At 71.3% G+C, this 21178-nt stretch carries 18 protein-coding genes; 10 read left to right on the top strand and 8 right to left on the bottom strand.

Annotated features, from left to right (window positions below):
* The first annotated feature begins 1 nt into the window (after nt 1).
* The 4 genes from nirB (at nt 2) to EIZ62_RS22550 (ending at nt 4476) form a co-directional block, all read left to right on the top strand.
* Entirely contained in the window at nt 2-2560 is a 2559-nt protein-coding gene (gene nirB, locus EIZ62_RS22565; RefSeq protein WP_156694511.1) for a nitrite reductase large subunit NirB, read from the top strand.
* Nucleotides 2557-2898, top strand: coding sequence for a nitrite reductase small subunit NirD (gene nirD / locus EIZ62_RS22560; protein ID WP_156694510.1), 342 nt, complete (start codon nt 2557-2559; stop codon nt 2896-2898). Before nirB ends, nirD begins: the two co-directional genes overlap by 4 nt.
* 103 nt (nt 2899-3001) lie before the next feature.
* Nucleotides 3002-3586: a TetR/AcrR family transcriptional regulator gene (locus EIZ62_RS22555; RefSeq protein WP_156694509.1), complete on the top strand. Its 585-nt coding sequence runs from the start codon at nt 3002-3004 to the stop codon at nt 3584-3586.
* 110 nt (nt 3587-3696) lie between these two features.
* Nucleotides 3697-4476, top strand: coding sequence for an SDR family NAD(P)-dependent oxidoreductase (locus EIZ62_RS22550; protein ID WP_156694508.1), 780 nt, complete (start codon nt 3697-3699; stop codon nt 4474-4476).
* Between the two features lie 34 nt (nt 4477-4510).
* Here EIZ62_RS22550 and EIZ62_RS22545 read toward each other — a convergent pair whose 3' ends face one another.
* Nucleotides 4511-4921 (bottom strand): VOC family protein, encoded by a 411-nt coding sequence (locus EIZ62_RS22545; protein ID WP_156694507.1) that lies wholly within the window; start codon nt 4919-4921, stop codon nt 4511-4513.
* A 318-nt stretch (nt 4922-5239) separates the two neighbouring features.
* On the opposite strand from EIZ62_RS22545, the gene EIZ62_RS22540 reads away from it, so the two are divergent.
* Nucleotides 5240-6400 (top strand): PhoX family protein, encoded by a 1161-nt coding sequence (locus tag EIZ62_RS22540; protein ID WP_156694506.1) that lies wholly within the window; start codon nt 5240-5242, stop codon nt 6398-6400.
* On the opposite strand, the gene EIZ62_RS22535 is transcribed toward EIZ62_RS22540, so the two are convergent.
* The 3 genes from EIZ62_RS22535 to dusB form a co-directional block, all read right to left on the bottom strand.
* Entirely contained in the window at nt 6370-7437 is a 1068-nt protein-coding gene (locus tag EIZ62_RS22535; RefSeq protein WP_208828008.1) for an ArsR/SmtB family transcription factor, read from the bottom strand. The two genes, EIZ62_RS22540 and EIZ62_RS22535, sit on opposite strands and share 31 nt — an antisense overlap.
* 610 nt (nt 7438-8047) lie before the next feature.
* Nucleotides 8048-10759, bottom strand: a complete 2712-nt coding sequence (gene ppdK / locus EIZ62_RS22530; protein ID WP_156694505.1) for a pyruvate, phosphate dikinase — start codon at nt 10757-10759, stop codon at nt 8048-8050.
* A 423-nt stretch (nt 10760-11182) separates the two neighbouring features.
* Nucleotides 11183-12319 (bottom strand): tRNA dihydrouridine synthase DusB, encoded by a 1137-nt coding sequence (gene dusB / locus EIZ62_RS22525; RefSeq protein WP_156694504.1) that lies wholly within the window; start codon nt 12317-12319, stop codon nt 11183-11185.
* A gap of 57 nt (nt 12320-12376) precedes the next feature.
* Between dusB and EIZ62_RS22520 the strand changes: the two genes are divergently transcribed.
* Entirely contained in the window at nt 12377-13738 is a 1362-nt protein-coding gene (locus tag EIZ62_RS22520; protein WP_156694503.1) for an MFS transporter, read from the top strand.
* A 668-nt stretch (nt 13739-14406) separates the two neighbouring features.
* On the opposite strand, the gene EIZ62_RS22515 is transcribed toward EIZ62_RS22520, so the two are convergent.
* Both EIZ62_RS22515 and EIZ62_RS22510 read right to left on the bottom strand, forming a co-directional pair.
* A complete protein-coding gene (locus EIZ62_RS22515) occupies nt 14407-14619 on the bottom strand; it encodes a DUF6243 family protein (protein ID WP_156694502.1) in 213 nt (70 codons plus the stop codon).
* A gap of 204 nt (nt 14620-14823) precedes the next feature.
* A complete protein-coding gene (locus EIZ62_RS22510) occupies nt 14824-16206 on the bottom strand; it encodes a glycine--tRNA ligase (protein ID WP_156694501.1) in 1383 nt (460 codons plus the stop codon).
* A 144-nt stretch (nt 16207-16350) separates the two neighbouring features.
* Between EIZ62_RS22510 and EIZ62_RS22505 the strand changes: the two genes are divergently transcribed.
* From EIZ62_RS22505 to EIZ62_RS22490, 4 genes are all read left to right on the top strand, one after another.
* On the top strand, nt 16351-17376 hold the full coding sequence (locus EIZ62_RS22505) for a metal ABC transporter substrate-binding protein (protein WP_156694500.1): 1026 nt from the start codon (nt 16351-16353) through the stop codon (nt 17374-17376).
* 35 nt (nt 17377-17411) lie between these two features.
* Nucleotides 17412-18176, top strand: a complete 765-nt coding sequence (locus EIZ62_RS22500; protein ID WP_156694499.1) for a metal ABC transporter ATP-binding protein — start codon at nt 17412-17414, stop codon at nt 18174-18176.
* A 2-nt stretch (nt 18177-18178) separates the two neighbouring features.
* A complete protein-coding gene (locus EIZ62_RS22495; RefSeq protein ID WP_156694498.1) occupies nt 18179-19150 on the top strand; it encodes a metal ABC transporter permease in 972 nt (323 codons plus the stop codon).
* 90 nt (nt 19151-19240) lie between these two features.
* On the top strand, nt 19241-19654 hold the full coding sequence (locus EIZ62_RS22490) for a Fur family transcriptional regulator (protein ID WP_156694497.1): 414 nt from the start codon (nt 19241-19243) through the stop codon (nt 19652-19654).
* Between the two features lie 78 nt (nt 19655-19732).
* On the opposite strand, the gene EIZ62_RS22485 is transcribed toward EIZ62_RS22490, so the two are convergent.
* A complete protein-coding gene (locus EIZ62_RS22485) occupies nt 19733-20278 on the bottom strand; it encodes a YcxB family protein (protein ID WP_156694496.1) in 546 nt (181 codons plus the stop codon).
* Between the two features lie 44 nt (nt 20279-20322).
* Entirely contained in the window at nt 20323-21174 is an 852-nt protein-coding gene (locus tag EIZ62_RS22480) for an isoprenyl transferase (RefSeq protein WP_156694495.1), read from the bottom strand.
* Between the last annotated feature and the right edge of the window lie 4 nt (nt 21175-21178).

Below are 21178 nucleotides of genomic sequence, written 5' to 3'. Positions count from 1 at the left end.
AATGGCCCACACGCCGAACATGCCCACCATCGTCCTCGTCGGCCACGGCATGGTCGGCCAGCGCTTCCTGGAGGGCCTCGCCGAGCGCGGGGTCACCGAGCGGGCGCGGGTCGTCGTGCTCTGCGAGGAGCCGCGCCCGGCGTACGACCGCGTCCGGCTGACCTCGTACTTCGACGGGAAGACGCCCGACGACCTGTCCATGGTCGAGGGTGACTTCATGACGCGGCACGGGATCGAGCTGCACCTGGACGACCCGGCCGAGACCATCGACCGCGAGGCGAGGACGGTCACCTCGCGCGCCGGCCGGGTGATCGCGTACGACACGCTGGTCCTGGCGACCGGTTCGTACCCCTTCGTTCCGCCGGTGCCGGGCAAGGACGCGACCGGCTGCTTCGTCTACCGGACGATCGAGGACCTCCTCGCCATCGAGGAGTACGCGAAGACGGCGCGGACCGGCGCGGTGGTCGGCGGGGGGCTGCTCGGCCTGGAGGCGGCGGGCGCGCTCAAGGGGCTGGGCCTGGAGACGCACGTCGTGGAGTTCGCGCCGCGCCTGATGCCGGTGCAGGTCGACGAGGGCGGCGGCGCGGCCCTGCTGCGCACCATCGAGAACATGGGGCTCGTCGTCCACACGGGCACCGGCACGCAGGAGGTGCTCACGGAGGACGGCGCCGGGGGCGGTCGTGTGACCGGCATGGCGCTGTCGGACGGTTCGACGGTCACCACCGACATGGTGGTCTTCTCGGCGGGCGTGCGCCCCCGCGACCAGCTGGCGCGGGACTGCGGCCTGGCGGTCGGCGAGCGCGGCGGCATCGCGGTCGACGAGCGGTGCCGTACGTCGGACCCGGCCGTGTTCGCGATCGGCGAGTGCGCCCTGGCGGTCGACGGCCGGGTGCACGGGCTGGTCGCGCCCGGGTACGAGATGGCGCTCACGGCCGCCGCGGCGATCGCCGAGGAGGAGACGGACGGCTTCACCGGTGCCGACATGTCGACCAAGCTGAAGCTGCTCGGTGTGGACGTGGCGTCGTTCGGTGACGCGCACGGCACCGCCGAGGGCTGCCTGGACGTCGTCTACTCCGACTCCCGGGCCGGGGTGTACAAGAAGCTGGTCGTCGACCCGGACGGGGTGCTGCTGGGCGGCGTGCTGGTCGGGGACGCCGAGTCGTACGGGATGCTCCGCCCGATGACCGGGACGAAGCCGCCGGTGGCGCCCGAGCAGCTGGTGCTGCCGGCCGGCGCCGGGGCGCCGGTGTCGCTCGGCCCGCAGTCCCTGCCCGACGACGCGATCATCTGCTCCTGCCACAACGTCACCAAGGGCGCCATCTGTGCCTGTTCCTCGCTGCCCGAGGTCAAGAAGTGCACCAAGGCGGGCACCGGCTGCGGCAGTTGCGTGAAGGTCATCCAGCAGCTGCTGCCGAAGCCCGCCGACACCGGCATGTGCGGCTGCTTCACCTACACCCGCAGCGAGCTGTACGAGATCGTCCGCACCATGCGGTTCACGTCGTACGCCGAGCTCCTCGACTCGCACGGCCGCGAGGAGGCGCGTGGCGGCGACGGCTGCGAGGTCTGCAAGCCGGCCGTGGCGTCGATCCTGGCGAGCCTGACCAACGAGTACATCCTCGACGGCGAGCGGGCCGCGCTCCAGGACACCAACGACCACTTCCTGGCGAACATGCAGCGCAACGGCTCGTACTCGATCGTGCCGCGCATCCCGGGCGGGGAGATCACCCCGGAGAAGCTGATCGTGATCGGCGAGGTGGCCCGGGACTTCGGCCTCTACACCAAGATCACGGGCGGTCAGCGGATCGACCTGTTCGGTGCCCGGGTGGACCAGCTGCCCAGGATCTGGGCGCGGCTGGTGGACGCGGGCTTCGAGTCGGGGCACGCGTACGGCAAGTCGCTGCGGACGGTGAAGTCGTGCGTGGGCCAGACCTGGTGCCGCTACGGCGTGCAGGACTCGGTGCGGATGGCGATCGACCTGGAGCTGCGCTACCGGGGCCTGCGCGCCCCGCACAAGCTCAAGTCGGCTGTCTCGGGCTGCGCGCGGGAGTGCGCGGAGGCCCAGTCGAAGGACTTCGGCGTGATCGCCACGGCGAATGGCTGGAACCTGTACGTCGGCGGCAACGGTGGCGCGACGCCGCGCCACGCGGACCTGCTCGCCCAGGACCTGTCGGACGCGGAGCTGATCCGGCTGATCGACCGGTTCCTGATGTTCTACATCCGCACCGCGGACCGGCTGGAGCGCACGGCGACCTGGCTGGAGCGGCTGGAGGGCGGGCTGGACCACCTGCGGGACGTGGTCGTGCACGACAGTCTCGGGCTGTGCGACGAGCTGGAGGCGCTGATGGCCGCGCACGTGGCGACGTACCGCGACGAATGGGCCGAGACGCTCCAGGACCCGGAGCGGCTGAGCCGGTTCGTCTCCTTCGTGAACGCCCCGGACGCGCCGGACCCGTCGGTGCGGTTCGTGCCGGAGCGCGGCCAGATCAAGCCGGACCTGACGATCCTGACGCTGGAACCGCCGGCGTCCAGGGACTCCCTGGAAGGAGCCTCCGCCCGATGATGCTCGAACTCTCCCTCGACGGGACCTGGTTGCCGATCTGCGAGGACTCCGCGCTGACGCCGGGGCGCGGCATGGCGGCGCTGCTGCCGGACGGGCGGCAGGTGGCGCTGTTCCGGGACCGGGCGGGGCGGCTGTACGCCATCGACAACCGGGACCCGTTCACCGGCGCCCAGGTGCTGTCGCGGGGCCTGCTCGGCTCGGCGGGCGGGCGGCCGTTCGTGGCGTCGCCGTTGCTGAAGCAGCGCTTCGACCTGGAGACGGGTCGGTGCCTGGACGACGAGGAGGTGTCGGTGGCGGTCTTCCCGGCCCGCACCCGTGAACTGGTCCCGGCCGCCTGAACGTTCGTGACCGCTACGCCCTCGACCGACACGCTCTCGACCGACACGACCCTGACCGACGCGATCTTGACCGATCGTTCCAGATCGATCTAGAGTCCCGACCGTGGCCAGGACCAAGGAATTCGATCCGGACGCCGCGCTCCAGGCAGCCCTCGAGCTGTTCTGGGAGCGCGGCTACGAGGCGACGTCGATGGCGGACCTCACCGACCGCCTCGGCATCGGCCGCGCCAGCATCTACGCGACCTTCGGCAACAAGCACGAGCTGTACCTGAAGGCCATGGACCGGTACGCGGAGTCCCGCGAGCCGGGCCTGGTGGAGGAGCTGTCCCGGCCGGGCCCGGCCCTGCCCGCCGTCCGGGCGCTGGTGCGCCGGTTCGCCGCCGAGGCCGCCAGTGACGAACAGCGTCTCACCGGCTGCTTCTTCACCAACACGGCCGCCGAGCTGGCCGCTCACGACCGGGCCGCGGCCCGGCGGGTGGAGCTCGGCTGGGAGCACGTCGAGACCGCGCTGCACGCGGCGCTGGCACGGGCACGGGCCGGGGGCGAACTCGCCGCGGACCGCGACCCGCGGGCGCTGGCCCGGATGCTGCTGGTGCTGATGCAGGGGCTGCGCGTCGTCGGCAAGGCGTCAGGCGACCCCGCGCGCGTGCGGGACGCGGCGGAGCAGGCACTGACGCTGCTGGACTGACCCGGCGGCACCGGAAGGGGCGCCCGAACCAGGGCGCCCCTTTCCTTCCGGCCTCATATTGGAACGTTCAGTCAAGAATCAAGCAGGACCAGACCCAGAGGGGGACCCCCATGTCCGCACGCTTCACCGGCACCGCATCGCGCTTCACCGGAGCGACCGCGCTCGTCACGGGCGGCGGCTCCGGACTCGGCCGCGCGGTGGCGCTGGCCTTCGCCGCCGAGGGCGCCTCGGTCGCCGTCTCCGGGCGCACGGTGGCCACCCTGGACGAGACCGTCGCGCTGATCGAGAAGGCGGGCGGCACGGCGGCAGCCTTCCCCGCCGACGTCAGCCGCGCCGACGACATGCGCGCCCTGGTGGAGCGGACCGTCGCCCGCTTCGGCGGCCTCGACGTCGCGGTCAACAACGCCGGCGTGCTGCGCGGCGGCGGCAGCACCGTCGGCGACCTGGACGCGGCGGACTGGCGGACCCTGCTGGACGTCAACGTCACCGGGGTGCTCCACGCCCTCCAGGCCGAGATCGCCCACATGCGGGCCCACGGCGGCGGCGTGATCGTCAACGTGGGCTCCAACCTGGGCGCCCACGTCCGCGTACCCGGCACCGGGGGCTACGCGGTGAGCAAGGCCGCCGTCTCCGCGCTGACCCGCGCCGCCGCCCTGGACCACATCGGCGACGGCGTCCGGATCAACGCGGTGAGCCCCGGCGCCTCGGAGGCGCCCATGTCCCTGCTGCCCGGGGAGACCCCCGAGGAGCGGGCGGCCCGGCTGACCTCCCCCCTCGGCCGGCTCACCTCCGCGGAAGAGGTCGCCGCCGCGGTGCTGTACCTCGCGTCACCGGCCGCGGGGTCGGTCGTCGGCGCCGACCTGGTCGTGGACGGCGGGGTCGCGGCCTGACCCGGCCCGGCCCCCCGCCCCGCCGGCGGACCGGTCAGGCCTGGCCCTCGATCGCCTTCGGGTCCATCCACATGACCTCCCACAGGTGGTGGTCCGGGTCCTGGAACGAACGGCCGTACATCGTGCCGTAGTCCTGGGGGTCGTTGGCGGCGGAGCCACCGGACGCCAGCGCGGCGTCGCACAGCTGGTCCACTCTCTCCCTGCTGTCGGCGCTCAGCGCGAAGATCGCCTCGGTGGTGGACGACGCGTCCGCGATCTCCTTCTTGGTGAAGTCCTTGAAGCGCGGCTCGGTGAGCAGCATCACGAAGATGGTGTCGCTCAGGACCAGGCAGGCGGTCTTGTCGTCGCTGAACTGGTCGTTGAAGGAGAAGCCCAGCTTGCTCCAGAAGGCCTTCGAGGTCTCGAGGTCCTTCACCGGCAGGTTCACGAAGATCATCTGGGGCATGTCGTCATCTCTTCTCTCGTCGTCGTGGTGCTTTCGAGGGGGTAGACCGGGGGGTCAGGCGAAACTCATCGCTCCCGCCGGACGTCCTCGAAAGAAATCTCGCCCCGCCGCGTCCCGCCCGCCACCGCAGCCGGGCGGAGGGGCGGAAGCGGCGGGGGGTGCCGGAGAGGTGGGCGGCGCCGGAGCGGCGGAGCGCCGCCGCTTCCCCTTCACCGGGTGTTGATGCACCGTCAATGCGGGACTTCTAGGTTCCGGAAGCGCGCGACCCCGTCGCCCCGACCGGTGCGGCGGGAGGGTCACACACCCTTGGAGTGACAAGTGGAACGTCGCAGTTTCCTGCGCGGAGCGGTCATGGGCGGCACGGTCGCGGCCTTCGGCGGCACCCTGATGCAGGGCGCGGCCTACGCGGCGCCGGCCCAGCCGGGCCCGGGGCCGTACGGGGCCCTCGGCGCGGCGGACGCCAACGGCATCCAGTTGCCCAGCGGCTTCACCAGCCGGGTGATCGCCCGATCCGGCCAGAAGGTCGGCTCGACCTCGTACACCTGGCACAACGCCCCCGACGGCGGCGCGTGCTTCACGGACGGCACGGGCTGGATCTACGTCTCGAACTCGGAGATCAACCCGGGTGGCGGCGCGAGCGCCGTGAAGTTCTCCTCCACGGGCGCGATCACCGGCGCGTACCGCATCCTGTCGGGCACCCGCACGAACTGCGCGGGTGGCAGGACCCCGTGGAACACCTGGCTGTCCTGCGAGGAGGTCAGCCTGGGGTACGTGTACGAGACCGACCCCTACGGCGTGAACGCGGCCGTGCGCCGGGACGCGATGGGCCGCTTCAAGCACGAGGCCGCCGCCGCCGACCCCGTCCGCAAGGTGGTCTACCTGACCGAGGACGAGTCCAACGGCTGCCTGTACCGGTTCGTCCCCACCACCTGGGGCAACCTGTCCTCCGGCACCCTTCAGGTGCTGCGGGCGGGCACCGCCACCTCCGGCAGCTTCACCTGGGCCACCGTGCCGGACCCGGACGGCTCCCCCACCGTCACCCGTGACCAGGTCTCCGGCGCCAAGCGGTTCAACGGCGGCGAGGGCTGCCACTACGCCAACGACACCGTCTGGTTCACCACCAAGGGCGACAACCGCCTCTGGCAGCTGAACCTGGCGAACAACACCTACGAGCTCGCCTATGACGACTCCCTGGTCACCGGCGGTGGCGCCCCGCTGACCGGCGTGGACAACGTCACCGGCTCGTCCTCCGGCGACCTGTTCGTCGCGGAGGACGGCGGCACCATGGAGATCTGCGTGATCACGCCGGACGACGTCGTGGCGCCCTTCCTGCGGATCGGCGGCCAGTCCGGCTCCGAGATCTGCGGCCCGGCCTTCTCACCGGACGGCCGCCGGCTGTACTTCTCCAGCCAGCGCGGTACGACCGGCAGTTCGTCGGGCGGCATCACCTACGAGGTGACGGGGCCGTTCCGCGCGTAACGCCGCCGCTGCGGCTGCCGGCGCTGGACGGCCGGCTGCGGCTGCCGCCCGGGCTGGGCGCCGCCCCCGTGCAGGAGGGCGGCGCCCAGTGGCGTCAGGGTGTGCAGGACGGAGCTGCCCTGCCGGAGGGTCACCACCAGTCCCGCGTCCCGCAGCACGCCCGCGTGCTGGCTGGCCGAGGCGAGCGAGACGCCCGCGCGGCGGGCCAGCTCGCTCGTCGTACCGCCGTGGCCTATGGCCGTGAGGACGGCGCACCGGGTGTGCCCGACGAGCCGTCCGAGCGGCGAGGAGCCCGGGTCCACGGGGCCGGACACCGGGGCGTCGGTGTGCGTCACGGGGTAGACCAGGACGGGCGGCAGGTCCGGGTCGCGCAGGACGACCGGGGTGCCCCGGCAGAAGTACGAGGGCTGGAGGAGCAGGCCCCGCCCGTCCAGCCGCAGCTCGCGGTCGACGGGGTAGTCGGCCTCCAGCACGGGTGCGCGCCAGCGGAGCACCGGGGGCAGGGAGGCGAGCAGTTCGTCCGCGCCGCCGTCGAGGAGCGCCCGGCCGCGGACGGCGCGGTCGGCCTCGACGCGGGCCTCGATGTGCGACCAGTACGGCTCGATGGCGGCCCGGTGGTAGCCCCGGAGCGCCCCGATGAGCCGCCCGAACGGCTCCTGCCGGCCCTCGGCGAGGTCGCGCGCCCATCCGGGCAGCGGGGCGCCGCCGGGCCGGGAGGTGGCCAGCAGGGCCAGCTCGGTGTGGACGCGGGCGGGCGGGGTGGCCCGCACGGCCTGGAGGCCCGCGTCGAGGCTGTCCAGGCCCTGCGGCGGGGTGAGGAAATCGGGGAAATAGCCCCGCGTCGGCACGAGGGCGCCGAGCAGCCGCGTTTCGCCGTTCAGCCGCGCCCGCGATTCCGAACGCCACGCTCCGTAGACGAGGGCGCCGCGCCGGTCCCGCAAGCGGTGAAAGCTGAGAATCGTTTCCCACAACGCATCAGGCCGGGCGGCCATCCGGACCCCGGCAAGGTCGTCCCCGGTGAAATGAATACGCAGCACTGAACCCACCCCTGTTGCATCCGCAATCACCCCCCGCCAATGAGTATGCATGCCATCACACGCCGTCACCACGGCATTTCAGCCACACTTGAAACGCATCGCGGAGACCGGGGGTGAACCGAAAAGCTGTACGCCGTCGGGCAGGAAACCTTCAGGACCGAGGTGACGTGCTGGAGACCGTGGGGGGCTTCGCGCGTCCGGCGGCGGACCTGAAAGGTTGCGGCTCTCCCGCCCGGCAGGGGTAATGGGGCGCGGTCGGCGGGTGGGGATCCGGTGGCCGCGCTCCGCCCGTTCCTTTGCGGGATGAATCGACCGATTAGGCCGGACATTGGCCTATACATTGACCTGACATAAAGGTCCGGTGTTCAACCGCCCGAAATACACCCGCCCGCAATGCCACCGGAACCAACATTTCCGTTCCCGGTGGCCCACCGGCCCGGCGGGGCCGGACCGCGTACGCACGCCGACGGGGCGGACACCTCCGCACAAGGTGTCCGCCCCGTCTCTCTTGCGGACCGGAGCCGCCGCCGATCGGTGAGGGTCGGGGACCAACGGCGGCTCCGGTGTCGAGGGGCCGGACCGTCAGGGCAGTGAACGGTCCGGCGCCGGCTCAGCGGCTGTCGCTCCCGTTCGACTGGGCAGCCGCGCGGCCCGCCTCCAGGCGCGCCACCGGGATGCGGAACGGCGAGCAGGAGACGTAGTCCAGGCCCACCTCGTGGAAGAAGTGCACCGACTCCGGGTCGCCGCCGTGCTCGCCGCAGACACCGAGCTTGATGTCGGGCCGGGTCTCGCGGCCGGCCTGGACCGCGCTGCGCACGAGCGCGCCGACGCCGTCCTTGTCGATCGTCTCGAACGGGCTGACGCCGAAGATGCCCTTCTCCAGGTACGCGGTGAAGAAGCTGGCCTCCACGTCGTCCCGGGAGAAGCCCCACACCGTCTGGGTGAGGTCGTTGGTGCCGAAGGAGAAGAACTCGGCGCACTCGGCGATCTGGCCGGCGGTCACCGCGGCGCGCGGCAGCTCGATCATCGTGCCGAGCGCCAGGGTCAGCTCGACGCCGGTCCGCGCCTGCACCTCGGCGATGACCTGCTCGGCCTCGTCGCGCACCAGCTCCAGCTCCTGGACGGTGCCGACCAGCGGGATCATGATCTCGGCGCGCGGGTCGCCCTTGGCCTCGACGCGCTCGGCCGCGGCCTCGGCGATCGCCCGCACCTGCATGGTGAACAGGCCGGGGATGACCAGGCCGAGGCGTACGCCGCGCAGACCCAGCATCGGGTTCTGCTCGTGCAGCCGGTGCACGGCCTGGAGCAGGCGCAGCTCGTTCTCGTGCGGCTCCTTGCGGGCCTCGGCGAGGGCGACGCGCACCGACAGCTCGGTGATGTCGGGGAGGAACTCGTGCAGCGGCGGGTCGAGGAGGCGCACCGTGACCGGCAGGCCGTCCATCGCCTCGAACAGCTCGACGAAGTCCTGCTTCTGGAGCGGCAGCAGGGCCTTGAGGGCGGCGTCGCGCTCCTCGTCCGTGTCGGCGAGGATGAGGCGCTCGACGTACTCGCGCCGCTCGCCGAGGAACATGTGCTCGGTGCGGCACAGGCCGATGCCCTGGGCGCCGAAGCGCCGCGCCCGCGAGGCGTCCTCGGCGTTGTCGGCGTTGGCCCGTACGCGCAGCCGGCGTACCCGGTCCGCGTACGCCATGATCCGGTGGACGGCCTGGACCAGCTCGTCGGCGTCGTCGGCGCCGGCGTGCATGCGGCCCTCGAAGTACTCGACGACCGGCGACGGCACGACGGGCACCTCACCGAGGTACACCTTGCCGGTGGAGCCGTCGATGGAGACGACGTCGCCCTCCTCGACGACCCCGCCGCCGGGCACGGTCATCCGGCGGCGCTTGGTGTCGACCTCCAGCTCCTCGGCGCCGCAGACACAGGTCTTGCCCATGCCGCGCGCGACGACGGCCGCGTGGGAGGTCTTGCCGCCACGGGAGGTCAGGATGCCCTCGGCGGCGATCATGCCGTCCAGGTCGTCCGGGTTGGTCTCGCGGCGGATGAGGATGACCTTCTCGCCGGACCGGGACCACTTGACGGCGGTGTACGAGTCGAAGACGGCCTTGCCGACGGCGGCGCCGGGCGAGGCGGCGATGCCGCGGCCGACCTGCTCGACCTTCGCCTTCTCGTCGAAGCGCGGGAACATCAGCTGGGCGAGCTGGGCGCCGTTGACGCGCTGGAGGGCCTCGGCCTCGTCGATCAGGCCCTGGTCGACGAGCTGCGTGGCGATCCGGAAGGCGGCACCGGCGGTGCGCTTGCCGACGCGGGTCTGGAGCATCCACAGCTGGCCGCGCTCGATGGTGAACTCGATGTCGCAGAGATCCTTGTAGTGGTTCTCCAGCGTCTCCATGATCTGCATCAGCTGGTCGTACGACTTCTTGTCGATCGACTCGAGGTCGGCCAGCGGCACGGTGTTGCGGATGCCGGCGACGACGTCCTCGCCCTGCGCGTTCTGCAGGTAGTCGCCGTAGACGCCCTGGTGGCCGGAGGCGGGGTCGCGGGTGAAGGCGACGCCGGTGCCGGAGTCGGGGCCGAGGTTGCCGAACACCATGGAGCAGATGTTGACGGCGGTGCCCAGGTCGTGCGGGATGCGCTCCTGGCGGCGGTAGAGCTTGGCGCGCTCGCCGTTCCAGGAGTCGAAGACGGCCTTGATGGCGAGGTCCATCTGCTCGCGCGGGTCCTGCGGGAAGTCGCGCCCGGCCTCGGCCTTGACGATCTTCTTGAAGTGCTTGACGAGCTTCTTCAGGTCGCCCGCGTCGAGGTCGGTGTCGACGGTGACCTTCTTGGCGGCCTTGGCGTCCTCGAGGGCCTCCTCGAACAGCTCGCCGTCGACGCCGAGGACGGTCTTGCCGAACATCTGGATGAGGCGGCGGTACGAGTCCCAGGCGAACCGCTCGTCGCCGGCCTGCTCGGCCAGGCCCTCGACGGACTTGTCGGAGAGTCCGATGTTGAGGACGGTGTCCATCATGCCGGGCATGGAGAACTTGGCGCCGGACCGGACGGAGACCAGAAGCGGGTTGTCGGCCTGACCGAGCTTCTTGCCCATCTTCCGCTCGAGGCCGTCGAGGTGCGCGCTGACCTCGTCGCGGAGCTCGACGGGCTCGTCGCCGCTGTCGAGGTAGACCTTGCAGGCCTCGGTGGTGATGGTGAAGCCGGGGGGCACCGGGAGACCCAGGTTGGTCATCTCGGCGAGGTTGGCACCTTTACCGCCGAGCAGGTCCTTCAGGTCCTTGTTGCCCTCGGTGAAGTCGTACACGAACTTCTGATCTTTGTTTTCCGACACGGGTCTCGACTCCTCGAGGACTCGGTGGCTGCCCTGACGGCGAGGAACATACCCAGATCGAAGGCTTCTGGGTACGTACGCCTACCCGTCATACGGCCTTAACCACCCGTCCGCCACCAGATCGAAAGTGACCGCGCAGTAGGTTTTCCGGCCCTCAGCCTTCAGCCTCCGAAAGGGGCTTGACGCAATGCTGGGGGTAACCGCTCATGTGAGCGCCGAACGAGCCACGTGAGTTCAAGTCTTGAACACAAAAAGGGTGGCACTCAGTGCCACCCTTTGAGAAGTGCAGTCGCCCATTTCGCGCTCATCTGAGCGCAACCCCTATCAGGGGTGGCGAGAATCACGCCCCGCCGGAGCCCCCGGTTCCAGGATCCGGACGGGTCCCGACCCGCATGCGGACAGCCGCCGAAGAGCCCCGCCGGGTCACCCGCCGGAGGTGTCCAGCTCCGCGTCCGCGCTGACCGCGGCGCAGTCGTAGGGGTCCTTCAGCCATCCGTCCGGCAGCACCACGCGGTTGTTCCCGGACGTCCGCCCGCGCGGCCCGTCCGCACCCGCCGGCCACGCCTGGTCCAGGTCCAGCTCGCTCAGCTGAGCGCGCAGCTCGTCCAGCGACGAGGTGATCGCCAGCCGCTTGCGCATCTCCGAGCCGACCGCGAACCCCTTCAGGTACCAGGCCACGTGCTTACGGAAGTCGATGACGCCCCGCGTCTCGTCGCCGATCCACTCCCCCAGCAGCGTCGCGTGCCGCACCATCACCTCCGCGACCTCGCGCAGGGTGGGCGTCGCCGCCGCACCCGAACCCTCGAAGGCCGCCACCAGGTCGCCGAACAGCCACGGGCGGCCCAGACAGCCACGCCCCACCACGACACCGTCGCAGCCGGTCTCGCGCATCATCCGCAGCGCGTCGTCGGCCGACCAGATGTCGCCGTTGCCGAGCACCGGGATCTCCGGGACGTGCTCCTTCAGCCGCGCGATGGCGTCCCAGTCGGCCGTGCCGCCGTAGTGCTGCGCCGCCGTCCGCCCGTGCAGCGCGATCGCGGTCACGCCCTCCTCGACCGCGATACGGCCCGCGTCCAGGAAGGTGATGTGGTCGTCGTCGATGCCCTTGCGCATCTTCATGGTCACCGGCAGGTCCCCGGCGTTCGAGACCGCCTCGTTCAGGATCGCCCGCAGCAGCGGACGCTTGTACGGCAGGGCGGACCCGCCGCCCTTGCGCGTCACCTTGGGCACCGGGCAGCCGAAGTTCAGGTCGATGTGGTCGGCGAGGTCCTCGTCGACGATCATCCGGACCGCCTTGCCGACCGTCACCGGGTCCACCCCGTACAGCTGGATCGACCGGGGCGTCTCCGTCTCGTCGAAGTGGATCAGCTGCATCGTCTTCTCGTTGCGCTCGACCAGCGCCCGCGTCGTGATCATCTCGCTCACGAACAGGCCCTTGCCGCCGCTGAACTCGCGGCAGAGGGTACGGAAGGGGGCGTTGGTGATGCCGGCCATCGGCGCGAGCACCACCGGCGGACGCACGGTGTGCGGCCCGACGGCAAGGGGACTGAACGCGGTCATGCCCCCCATTGTCACCCACACACCGAGCGGATCGTTAGTTAGGCGTACTTTGGATATGTGCCCGAGCTCACCCACCGCCGGCGGCTGCTCGTCCTGGCGATCTGCTGCATGAGCCTGCTGATCGTCAGCCTCGACAACACCGTCCTGAACGTCGCCCTGCCCTCCATGCGCGAGGAGCTGCACGCGGACGTCGCCGGAATGCAGTGGGTCATCGACGCGTACACCGTCGTCCTCGCGTCCCTGCTGATGCTCGCCGGCTCCACCGCCGACCGGATCGGCCGCCGCAAGGTCTTCACGGCGGGCCTCGTCCTGTTCACCCTCGGCTCGGCGCTCTGCTCCCTCGCCCCCGACCTGACCTCCCTCGTGGCCTTCCGCACGGTCCAGGCCGTCGGCGGCTCGATGCTCAACCCGGTCGCCATGTCGATCATCACCAACACGTTCACCGAGCCACGCGCGCGTGCCCGCGCCATCGGCGTCTGGGGCGGCGTCGTCGGCATCTCCATGGCGGCCGGCCCGCTCGTCGGCGGGGTGCTCACCGACACCGTGGGCTGGCGCTCCATCTTCTGGATCAACCTGCCCATCGGCCTGCTCGCCCTCTTCCTCACCCTCCGGTACGTCCCCGAGTCCCGCGCGCCCCGGCCGCGCCGCGTCGACCCGGTCGGCCAGCTCCTGGTCATGACCCTCCTCGGCTGCCTGACGTACGCCATCATCGAGGCGCCCGTCGCCGGCTGGACCTCACCGCTGATCCTGGGCTTCGCCGGCGCGGCCGCGCTCGCCCTCACCGGGCTCCTCCTGTACGAACCGAGGCGCGCCGAGCCGCTGATCGACCTGCGGTTCTTCCGCAGCGCGCCGTTCAGCGGGGCGACGGTCATCGCGGTGTGCTCGTTCGCGGCCCTGGGCGGCTTCCTGTTCGTCAACACCCTGTACCTCCAGGACGTACGCGGGCTGACCGCCCTGGGCGCCGGCCTCCACATGCTGCCCATGGCGGCGCTGACCCTCGTCTGCGCCCCCCTGTCGGGGCGCCTCGTCGGCAGCCGGGGCCCGCGCCTGCCGCTGCTGATCGCCGGCGTGACGATGACGGCGGCCGGCGTGCTCTTCGCCGCCTTCGAGGCCGAGGCGTCCACGCCGCTGCTGTTCACCGGGTACGTCCTGTTCGGCCTCGGTTTCGGCATGGTGAACGCGCCCATCACCAACACGGCCGTCTCGGGCATGCCCCGCGCCCAGGCGGGCGTCGCCGCGGCCGTCGCGTCGACCAGCCGCCAGATCGGCCAGACGCTGGGCGTCGCGGTCATCGGAGCCGTCCTGGCCTCCCACACGGCCGGCTTCGCCGCGGCGAGCCGCCAGGCGTGGTGGGTGATCGCCGGATGCGGCCTGATCGTCCTCCTGGTCGGCGCGGCCACCACGACGCGCCTCAAGTAACCCACCGCTCCGCACCCAGGGCGGGCCGTGCCCACCACCCACCACCCCGCACCCGGCGACGCACCGGGGCGGGCCGTGCCCACCACCCACCGTCCCGCACCCGGCGACGCACCGGGGTGGGGCCGTGCAGGGTCGCCCCCGCAGGGGTTGGCGGCGTTACCGGGGCTCCCTGTCCCGCAACCCGAGGCCGCCGGCCCCGAGGAGGCGAGCCCGGAGGGGCCACGCCCCACCCCCACCGACCGGCACCGGCCCGAGGCACCGCCCGCAGGCGAACCGGGACAGGGCACCGCCCAGCAGGGAACCGACGACAGGCACCGCCCCAGTCCCGTTGTGCCCACCCGTCCCGCCCTGCGAGACGATTGCCCACAACGGGGGCAGCGGGCCCAGCGGGTGAGCCCACAACGGGTGGGTGGGAACCCCTGCGGGCGGTTGCCCACAACGAGACCGGCGGGGCGAGCCCGCAACGGGAGGCGGGAGTCCCGGGACGATTGCCCACAACGGGGTGGGCAGGCCCCGCGGGGTGATCCCGCAACGGGGGGTCGGAGCCCCTCGGGGAACTGAGACAGGCCCCCCGCGGCAAAGACCCGGGCCACCCGTACAGGGGTGGCCCGGGCCTTGGTAGGCGCCGTGCGACATATCGCCGTGCGCCCGGTCCGGTGCGCGAGGCGTCAGCTCTCGCGCGTCTGCTCGTCCTGCGGCGTCTCGTCCTGCTCCGGCGTACCGAGCGCGCGTTCCCGCATCTTGCGGAGCAGGTCCTGCTTCTGGTCGGCGGCCGCCCTGCGGTCGGCGGCGCGGGCCGGGGCGGAGCCCTGCTGGTCGGCGCGGGACAGCTTCTTGCGCTGTCCGCCTACGCCGAGGAGGTTGTTGCGGCTCTTGGCCATGGGTTCTCCATCGTGGTGAGAAGTGGTTCGGCAGGTGGTGCGTGGGGGGCGGGTGGTGTCACCCGCCGCACTCTCACTCGTAGATCGGAAGGTATGGCATGCGCTGACCGTACCCCGCCCATGAAGGCCAGGGCATCCACTTTTCCCGGGCCGCACGACGAAGCCCCGGTCCCACCGGAACCGGGGCTTCCCGAGAAGCACGCGTCAGCAGCCCAGCAGGCGGCTGCCCAGGTAGCCCTGGATCTGGTCCAGGGAGACGCGCTCCTGCTTCATGGTGTCGCGCTCGCGCACGGTCACCGCGTTGTCGTCCAGGGTGTCGAAGTCGACCGTGATGCAGAACGGCGTGCCGATCTCGTCCTGGCGGCGGTAGCGGCGGCCGATCGCGCCCGCGTCGTCGAACTCGATGTTCCAGTTCTTGCGCAGGTCGGTCGCGAGACCCTTGGCCTTCGGCGAGAGCTGCGCGTTCCGGGACAGCGGCAGGACGGCGACCTTGACCGGCGCGAGGCGCGGGTCGAGGCGCATCACGGAGCGCTTCTCCATGACGCCCTTGGCGTTCGGCGCCTCGTCCTCGTTGTACGCGTCGAGGAGGAAGGCCAGCATCGCGCGGCCGACACCGGCGGCCGGCTCGATGACGTACGGCGTCCAGCGCTCGCCGGCCTCCTGGTCGAAGAACGACAGGTCGGTGCCGGACGCCTTGGAGTGCGCGTTCAGGTCGTAGTCGGTGCGGTTGGCGACGCCCTCGAGCTCGCCCCACTCGCTGCCGCCGAACTGGAAGCGGTACTCGATGTCGGCGGTGCGCTTGGAGTAGTGGGAGAGCTTCTCGGCCGGGTGCTCGTACCAGCGCATGTTCTCCTCACGGAGACCAAGGTCGCGGTACCAGTTCCACCGCTGCTCCATCCAGTATTCCTGCCACTGCTCGTCCTCGCCCGGCTTGACGAAGAACTCCATCTCCATCTGCTCGAACTCGCGGGTGCGGAAGATGAAGTTGCCGGGGGTGATCTCGTTGCGGAAGGACTTGCCCATCTGCGCGATGCCGAACGGCGGCTTCTTGCGGGAAGTCTGCTGCACCTGGGCGAAGTTGGTGAAGATGCCCTGGGCGGTCTCGGGGCGCAGGTAGGCGACGGAGCCGGAGTCCTGGGTGGGGCCGAGGTGCGTGGAGAGCAGGCCGGAGAACTGCTTGGGCTCGGTGAAGGTGCCCTTGTTGCCGCAGTTGGGGCAGCCCAGGTCCTTGAGGCCGTTCTCGGGGAGACGGCCGTGCTTCTCCTCGTACGCCTCTTCCAGGTGGTCCGCGCGGAAGCGCTTGTGGCAGGAGGTGCACTCGGTGAGCGGGTCGGTGAACGTGGCGACGTGTCCGGAGGCCTCCCAGACCTCGGGGGCCAGGATCACCGACGAGTCGATACCGACGACGTCCTCGCGCGAAGTGACCATGTAGCGCCACCACTGGCGCTTGAGGTTCTCCTTCATCTCGACACCCAGCGGCCCGTAGTCCCAGGCGGCCCGCTGACCGCCGTAGATCTCGCTGCACGGGTAGACGAAGCCACGGCGCTTGCTCAGGTTGACGATCGTGTCGATCTTGTCGGCGGCCACTGTGCTCTCTTCATAACGACGATGGCGAACGGCGAATGCTTCAGGTTACCGGCGTGCGCACCCCTGGGATCAAATCGGTGCGTGGCCGGGGCCACTCCCCACCTTTGTTGACAATCGTTTCCAACATTGTTGAAAATGAATCCCATGAACGTACGCCGTCTGATACCCACCACCGCCGTCGCCGGAGCCGTGACCCTCGGCCTGGTCACCCTCTCCGCCTGCGGCGGACCGTCCGGCTCCGGCTCGGGCGGCGCGGACGGCAAGCTGAGCGTGGTGGCGTCGTTCTACCCGATGCAGTACCTGGCCGAGCAGATCGGCGGCGACCACGTCTCCGTCTCCACCCTCACCAAGCCCGGCGTCGAGCCGCACGACCTGGAGCTGAAGCCGCGCCAGATCGGCGCGCTGGGCGACGCGGACTACATCCTCTACCTCAAGGGCATCCAGCCCGCCGTCGACGACGCCATCGCCCAGGCGGGCGTGAAGAACACCGTCGACGCGGCCACCCTGACCGCGATGGAGGAGCACGGCACCTCCACCGGCCATGAGGAGGGCGGCCACGAGGAGGGCGGCCACGAGGCGCACGACCACGGCCACGAAGAGGGCGCCGCCGAGCACGAGCAGCACGACCACGCCCACGAGGGCGAGGCCGGCGCCGACCCGCACATCTGGCTCGACCCGGTGAAGTACGCCGAGGTCGCCAAGGGCGTCGGCGCCTCGCTGGAGAAGGCCGACCCGGACAACGCCGCCGCGTACCGGAAGAACACCGACGCGCTGGTGAAGAAGCTGACCGCGCTCGACACGAGGTTCGAGACCGGCCTGAAGAACACCACCACCAGGACCTTCATCACCACCCACTCCGCCTTCGGCTACCTCGCCGAGCGCTACCACCTGGACCAGGAGGGCATCAGCGGCGTCGACCCCGAGTCGGAGCCGAGCCCCGCCCGGGTCAAGCAGCTCCAGGCCACGGCGAAGAAGGACAAGGTCTCCACCGTCTTCTTCGAGACCCTCGCCAGCGACCGGACCGCGAAGACCCTCGCCAAGGACACCGGCCTCCGGACGGACGTCCTGGACCCGCTGGAGGGAATCACCGACAAGTCCCGGGGTGCTGACTACATCGAGGTCATGGAGGCGAACCTCGCCGCGCTGAAGAAGGCGCTGGGCGCCAGGTGACCCGCATCCCGCACGCCCGCAAGGGAGGCACAGCAGTGAGCAGCGAGCCCGTCATATCCGTCCGCTCCGCCACCGCCTCGCTCGGCTCGCGCCCCGTGCTGCGCGGCGTCGACCTCGCCGTCCACCGCGGCGAGGTCGTCGCCCTGCTCGGCGCGAACGGCTCGGGCAAGTCCACCGCCGTCCGCTCGGTCATCGGGCAGGTCCCGCTCACCGGCGGCTCCATCGGCCTCTTCGGTACTGAGCTGAGGCGCTTCCGCGACTGGGCGCGCGTCGGTTACGTGCCGCAGCGCACCACCGCCGCCAGCGGCGTGCCCGCCACGGTCCGCGAGGTCGTCTCCTCCGGCCGCCTGTCCCGTACGAAGCTGAGGTGGCCGTCCAGGGCGGACCGGGCGGCCGTGGAGCGGGCCATCGAGGTGGTCGGGCTCGCCGACCGCGCCAAGGACTCCGTCTCCGCCCTGTCCGGCGGCCAGCACCAGCGGGTGCTGATCGCCCGCGCGCTCGCCTCCGAACCCGAACTGCTGATCATGGACGAGCCGATGGCGGGCGTCGACCTGGCCAGTCAGGAGGTGCTCGCCGCGACGCTGCGCGAGCAGGTCGCGGGCGGTACGACCGTCCTGCTGGTGCTGCACGAGCTGGGCCCGCTGGAGCCGCTGATCGACCGCGCGGTCGTGCTGCGCGACGGCTGCGTGGTCCACGACGGCCCGCCCCCGGAGGCGGTCGGCCAGCACGCGCTGCCGGGCCACGACCACGTACATCCGCACGCGGCCGACGAGCCGCTCCGCACGGGACTGCTGACCTGATCATGGACTTCCTCTCCGAACCCTTCATGCAGCGGGCGCTCCTCGCGGCCGTTTTGGTCGGGATCACCGCCCCGGCGGTCGGCATCCACCTGGTGCAGCGCCGCCAGGCGCTGATGGGCGACGGCATCGGGCACGTCGCCATGACGGGCGTCGGCCTGGGCTTCCTGATGTCCGCCAACCCGGTGTGGACGGCGACGCTGGTGGCCGTCGCGGGCGCGGTGGCGATGGAGCTGATCCGGGCGTACGGCCGCACCCGCGGGGACATCGCGCTGGCGCTGCTCTTCTACGGCGGCATGGCGGGCGGCCTGATGCTGATGAGCCTGTCGCCGACGGGGTCCAACGCCAACCTGCTGTCGTACCTCTTCGGCTCGCTGTCCACGGTGTCCGAGGAGGACGTCGTCGCCGTCTGCGTGCTGGCGGCGTTCGTGATCCTCGTCACGGTCGGGCTGCGGCGGCAGTTGTTCGCGGTGAGCCAGGACGAGGAGTTCGCCCGGGTCACCGGCCTGCCGGTGCGGGCGCTGAACCTGCTGATCGCCGTCACCGCCGCGGTGACCGTCACCGTCGCCATGCGGGTGGTCGGGCTGCTGCTGGTCAGCGCGCTGATGGTGGTACCGGTCGCGGCGGCCCAGCAGCTCACCCGGAGCTTCAGGGCGACGTTCGCCCTGGCGGTCCTGATCGGTACGGGCGTGACGCTGGCCGGCACGGTGACCACCTACTACCAGGACGTGCCGCCGGGCGCGACCATCGTCCTGCTGGCCATAGCGGTGTTCGTGGTGCTGACCGCCCTCGCCGCACCGCTGGCCCGGCGCCGCGCCAGGGCCGCCGCACCGGCGGACGTGGAGGCCTGTGACGTGGCAGTGGCGAGCACAGCGGCTCCCTCGGGCACCGCGACCCCCGCGAGCACAGCGCCCCCCGCGGGCCCCGTGGCTCCCCCGGCCTCCGCGGACGAGGGCGCCGGGGCCGGGAAGGCGTGACGCGGAGCTGCCGGGCCCCGTGGCGGGGCCTGGCAGAATGGCCCGGACGTACGGTTGAGCGGGCCGAGTGTTGAGGAGGCACCTGTGGCGATGGCTGGAACCCCCGGCGTGCGCGGCCGGTCGACCCGGCAGCGAGCTGCCGTTTCGGCGGCGCTGAACGAGGTGGACGAGTTCCGCAGCGCGCAGGAGCTGCACGACATGCTCAAGCACCGCGGCGACTCGGTGGGCCTGACGACGGTCTACCGCACCCTCCAGTCCCTCGCCGACGCGGGCGAGGTCGACGTGCTGCGCACCAGCGACGGCGAGGCGGTCTACCGCCGCTGCTCGACGGGCGAGCACCACCACCATCTGGTCTGCCGGATGTGCGGCAAGGCCGTGGAGGTGGAGGGCCCGGCCGTCGAGGAGTGGGCCGAGGCGATCGCCGCGGAGCACGCGTTCGTGAACGTGGCGCACACCGTGGAGATCTTCGGTACGTGCGTGGAGTGCGCCGCGAAGAACGCCTGACGCGCGTAAGACCTGACGCGTGGGAGGGGCCCGCACCGGAACCGTCCGGTGCGGGCCCCTCTCGTGTGCGTCGCCGCGTCACATGCGGCGGATGTTGCGGTCCAGGACCGCCCGCAGCCGGTCGGCGCCGTCCGGGCCGGCGACGGCCCGCTTGGGGAGGATGACGAGGCCGATGCCGTGCCGGTCACCGGTGAGCAGCACGAACAGGTCGCCGGTCTCGGTGTAGCGGGGCAGTGCGGGCCAGCGGTACGTCATGTCGAGGTCCCGCGAGAACTGCCGTACGCCCTCGTCGTCGACGACCACCCGGAACTCGCCCTGCGTGGCGTACATCCGGTGCACCTGCTGGCCCTGGAGGCCGGGCACCAGCAGGTACAGGCCGGCCGCCAGAACCAGTGCGGCGACGCAGAGCGCCGTGCCGCCCATGCTCGGCCCCTTGGGGCTGGTGAGGTTCAGGACCAGTGCGCCCACCATGAGCAGGGAGCACCCCAGCAGCACCCCGTTCTGGAGCCGCCCCGACGGGGTGGCCCTGGCGCGGGCACGGATCGCCCCCACCGCGTCGGCGAGGGCGGGTAGGTACGTCAGTTCCACGGCGTCCCGCGTCGTCCCGGGCACTGCGTCGGCCACGGCTCCTCCTTGTCATGGACAGAGCTGTGATCGTAGCGACGCGGTCAGACGGCCGGCTGCTCGCCCTCCGGGCGGCCCTGCATGGCCAGCAGCTCCTCGTTCGGGATCGCCCCGCCGAAGCGCCGGTCGCGCTGGGCGAACTCCAGGCACGCCCGCCACAGGTCGCGGCGGTCGAAGTCGGGCCACAGCACGTCCTGGAAGACCATCTCGGCGTACGCGCTCTGCCAGATCAGGTAGTTGGAGGTGCGCTGCTCACCGCTGGGCCGCAGGAACAGGTCCACGTCCGGCATGTCCGGGTAGTAGAGGTACTTCTGGATCGTCTTCTCGCCGACCTTCGACGGGTCGAGCTTTCCGGCCTTCACGTCCTCCGCGATGGCCTGCATGGCGTCCGCGAGCTCCGCGCGCCCGCCGTAGTTCATGCAGAAGTAGAGAGTGAGCCGGTCGTTGTCCTTGGTCTGCTCCTGCGCGATCTGGAGCTCCTTGGCCACCGACTTCCACAGCTTGGGCATCCGCCCCACCCAGCGGACCCGGATGCCCAGCTCGTCGAGCCGGTCGCGGGTCTTGCGGATGAAGTCGCGGTTGAAGTTCATCAGGAAGCGCACCTCGTCGGGCGAGCGCTTCCAGTTCTCGGTGGAGAAGGCGTACAGGGAGATGCTGCCGACGCCCATCTCGATCGCGCCCTGGAGGACGTCCAGCACGCGCTCGGCCCCGACCTTGTGCCCCTCGGTGCGCGGCAGGCCCCGGTCCTTCGCCCAGCGGCCGTTGCCGTCCATGACGATCGCCACGTGGGTCGGCACCAGCTCGCCCGGGATCTTCGGCGGGCGACCGCCCGAGGGGTGCGGCTCGGGGTCCTTGTAGTCGCGGCGGGACCGTCCCAGGAATCCGCGTCGTGCCATGGGG

Origin of the sequence: Streptomyces ficellus (assembly GCF_009739905.1) — a bacterium.
Classification (GTDB): domain Bacteria; phylum Actinomycetota; class Actinomycetes; order Streptomycetales; family Streptomycetaceae; genus Streptomyces; species Streptomyces ficellus_A.
This window is presented reverse-complemented; position numbering and strand designations above follow the sequence as displayed.

Bases quoted from the DNA above. Each gene is read 5' to 3' on its own strand.
- nirB (WP_156694511.1), top strand. From the start codon at position 2: ATGGCCCACACGCCGAACATGCCCACCATCGTCCTCGTCGGCCACGGC.
- nirD (WP_156694510.1), top strand. From the start codon at position 2,557: ATGATGCTCGAACTCTCCCTCGACGGGACCTGGTTGCCGATCTGCGAG.
- EIZ62_RS22550 (WP_156694508.1), top strand. From the start codon at position 3,697: ATGTCCGCACGCTTCACCGGCACCGCATCGCGCTTCACCGGAGCGACC.
- EIZ62_RS22545 (WP_156694507.1), bottom strand. From the start codon at position 4,921: ATGCCCCAGATGATCTTCGTGAACCTGCCGGTGAAGGACCTCGAGACC.
- dusB (WP_156694504.1), bottom strand. From the start codon at position 12,319: ATGACCGCGTTCAGTCCCCTTGCCGTCGGGCCGCACACCGTGCGTCCG.
- EIZ62_RS22515 (WP_156694502.1), bottom strand. From the start codon at position 14,619: ATGGCCAAGAGCCGCAACAACCTCCTCGGCGTAGGCGGACAGCGCAAG.
- EIZ62_RS22505 (WP_156694500.1), top strand. From the start codon at position 16,351: ATGAACGTACGCCGTCTGATACCCACCACCGCCGTCGCCGGAGCCGTG.
- EIZ62_RS22495 (WP_156694498.1), top strand. From the start codon at position 18,179: ATGGACTTCCTCTCCGAACCCTTCATGCAGCGGGCGCTCCTCGCGGCC.
- EIZ62_RS22490 (WP_156694497.1), top strand. From the start codon at position 19,241: ATGGCTGGAACCCCCGGCGTGCGCGGCCGGTCGACCCGGCAGCGAGCT.
- EIZ62_RS22480 (WP_156694495.1), bottom strand. From the start codon at position 21,174: ATGGCACGACGCGGATTCCTGGGACGGTCCCGCCGCGACTACAAGGAC.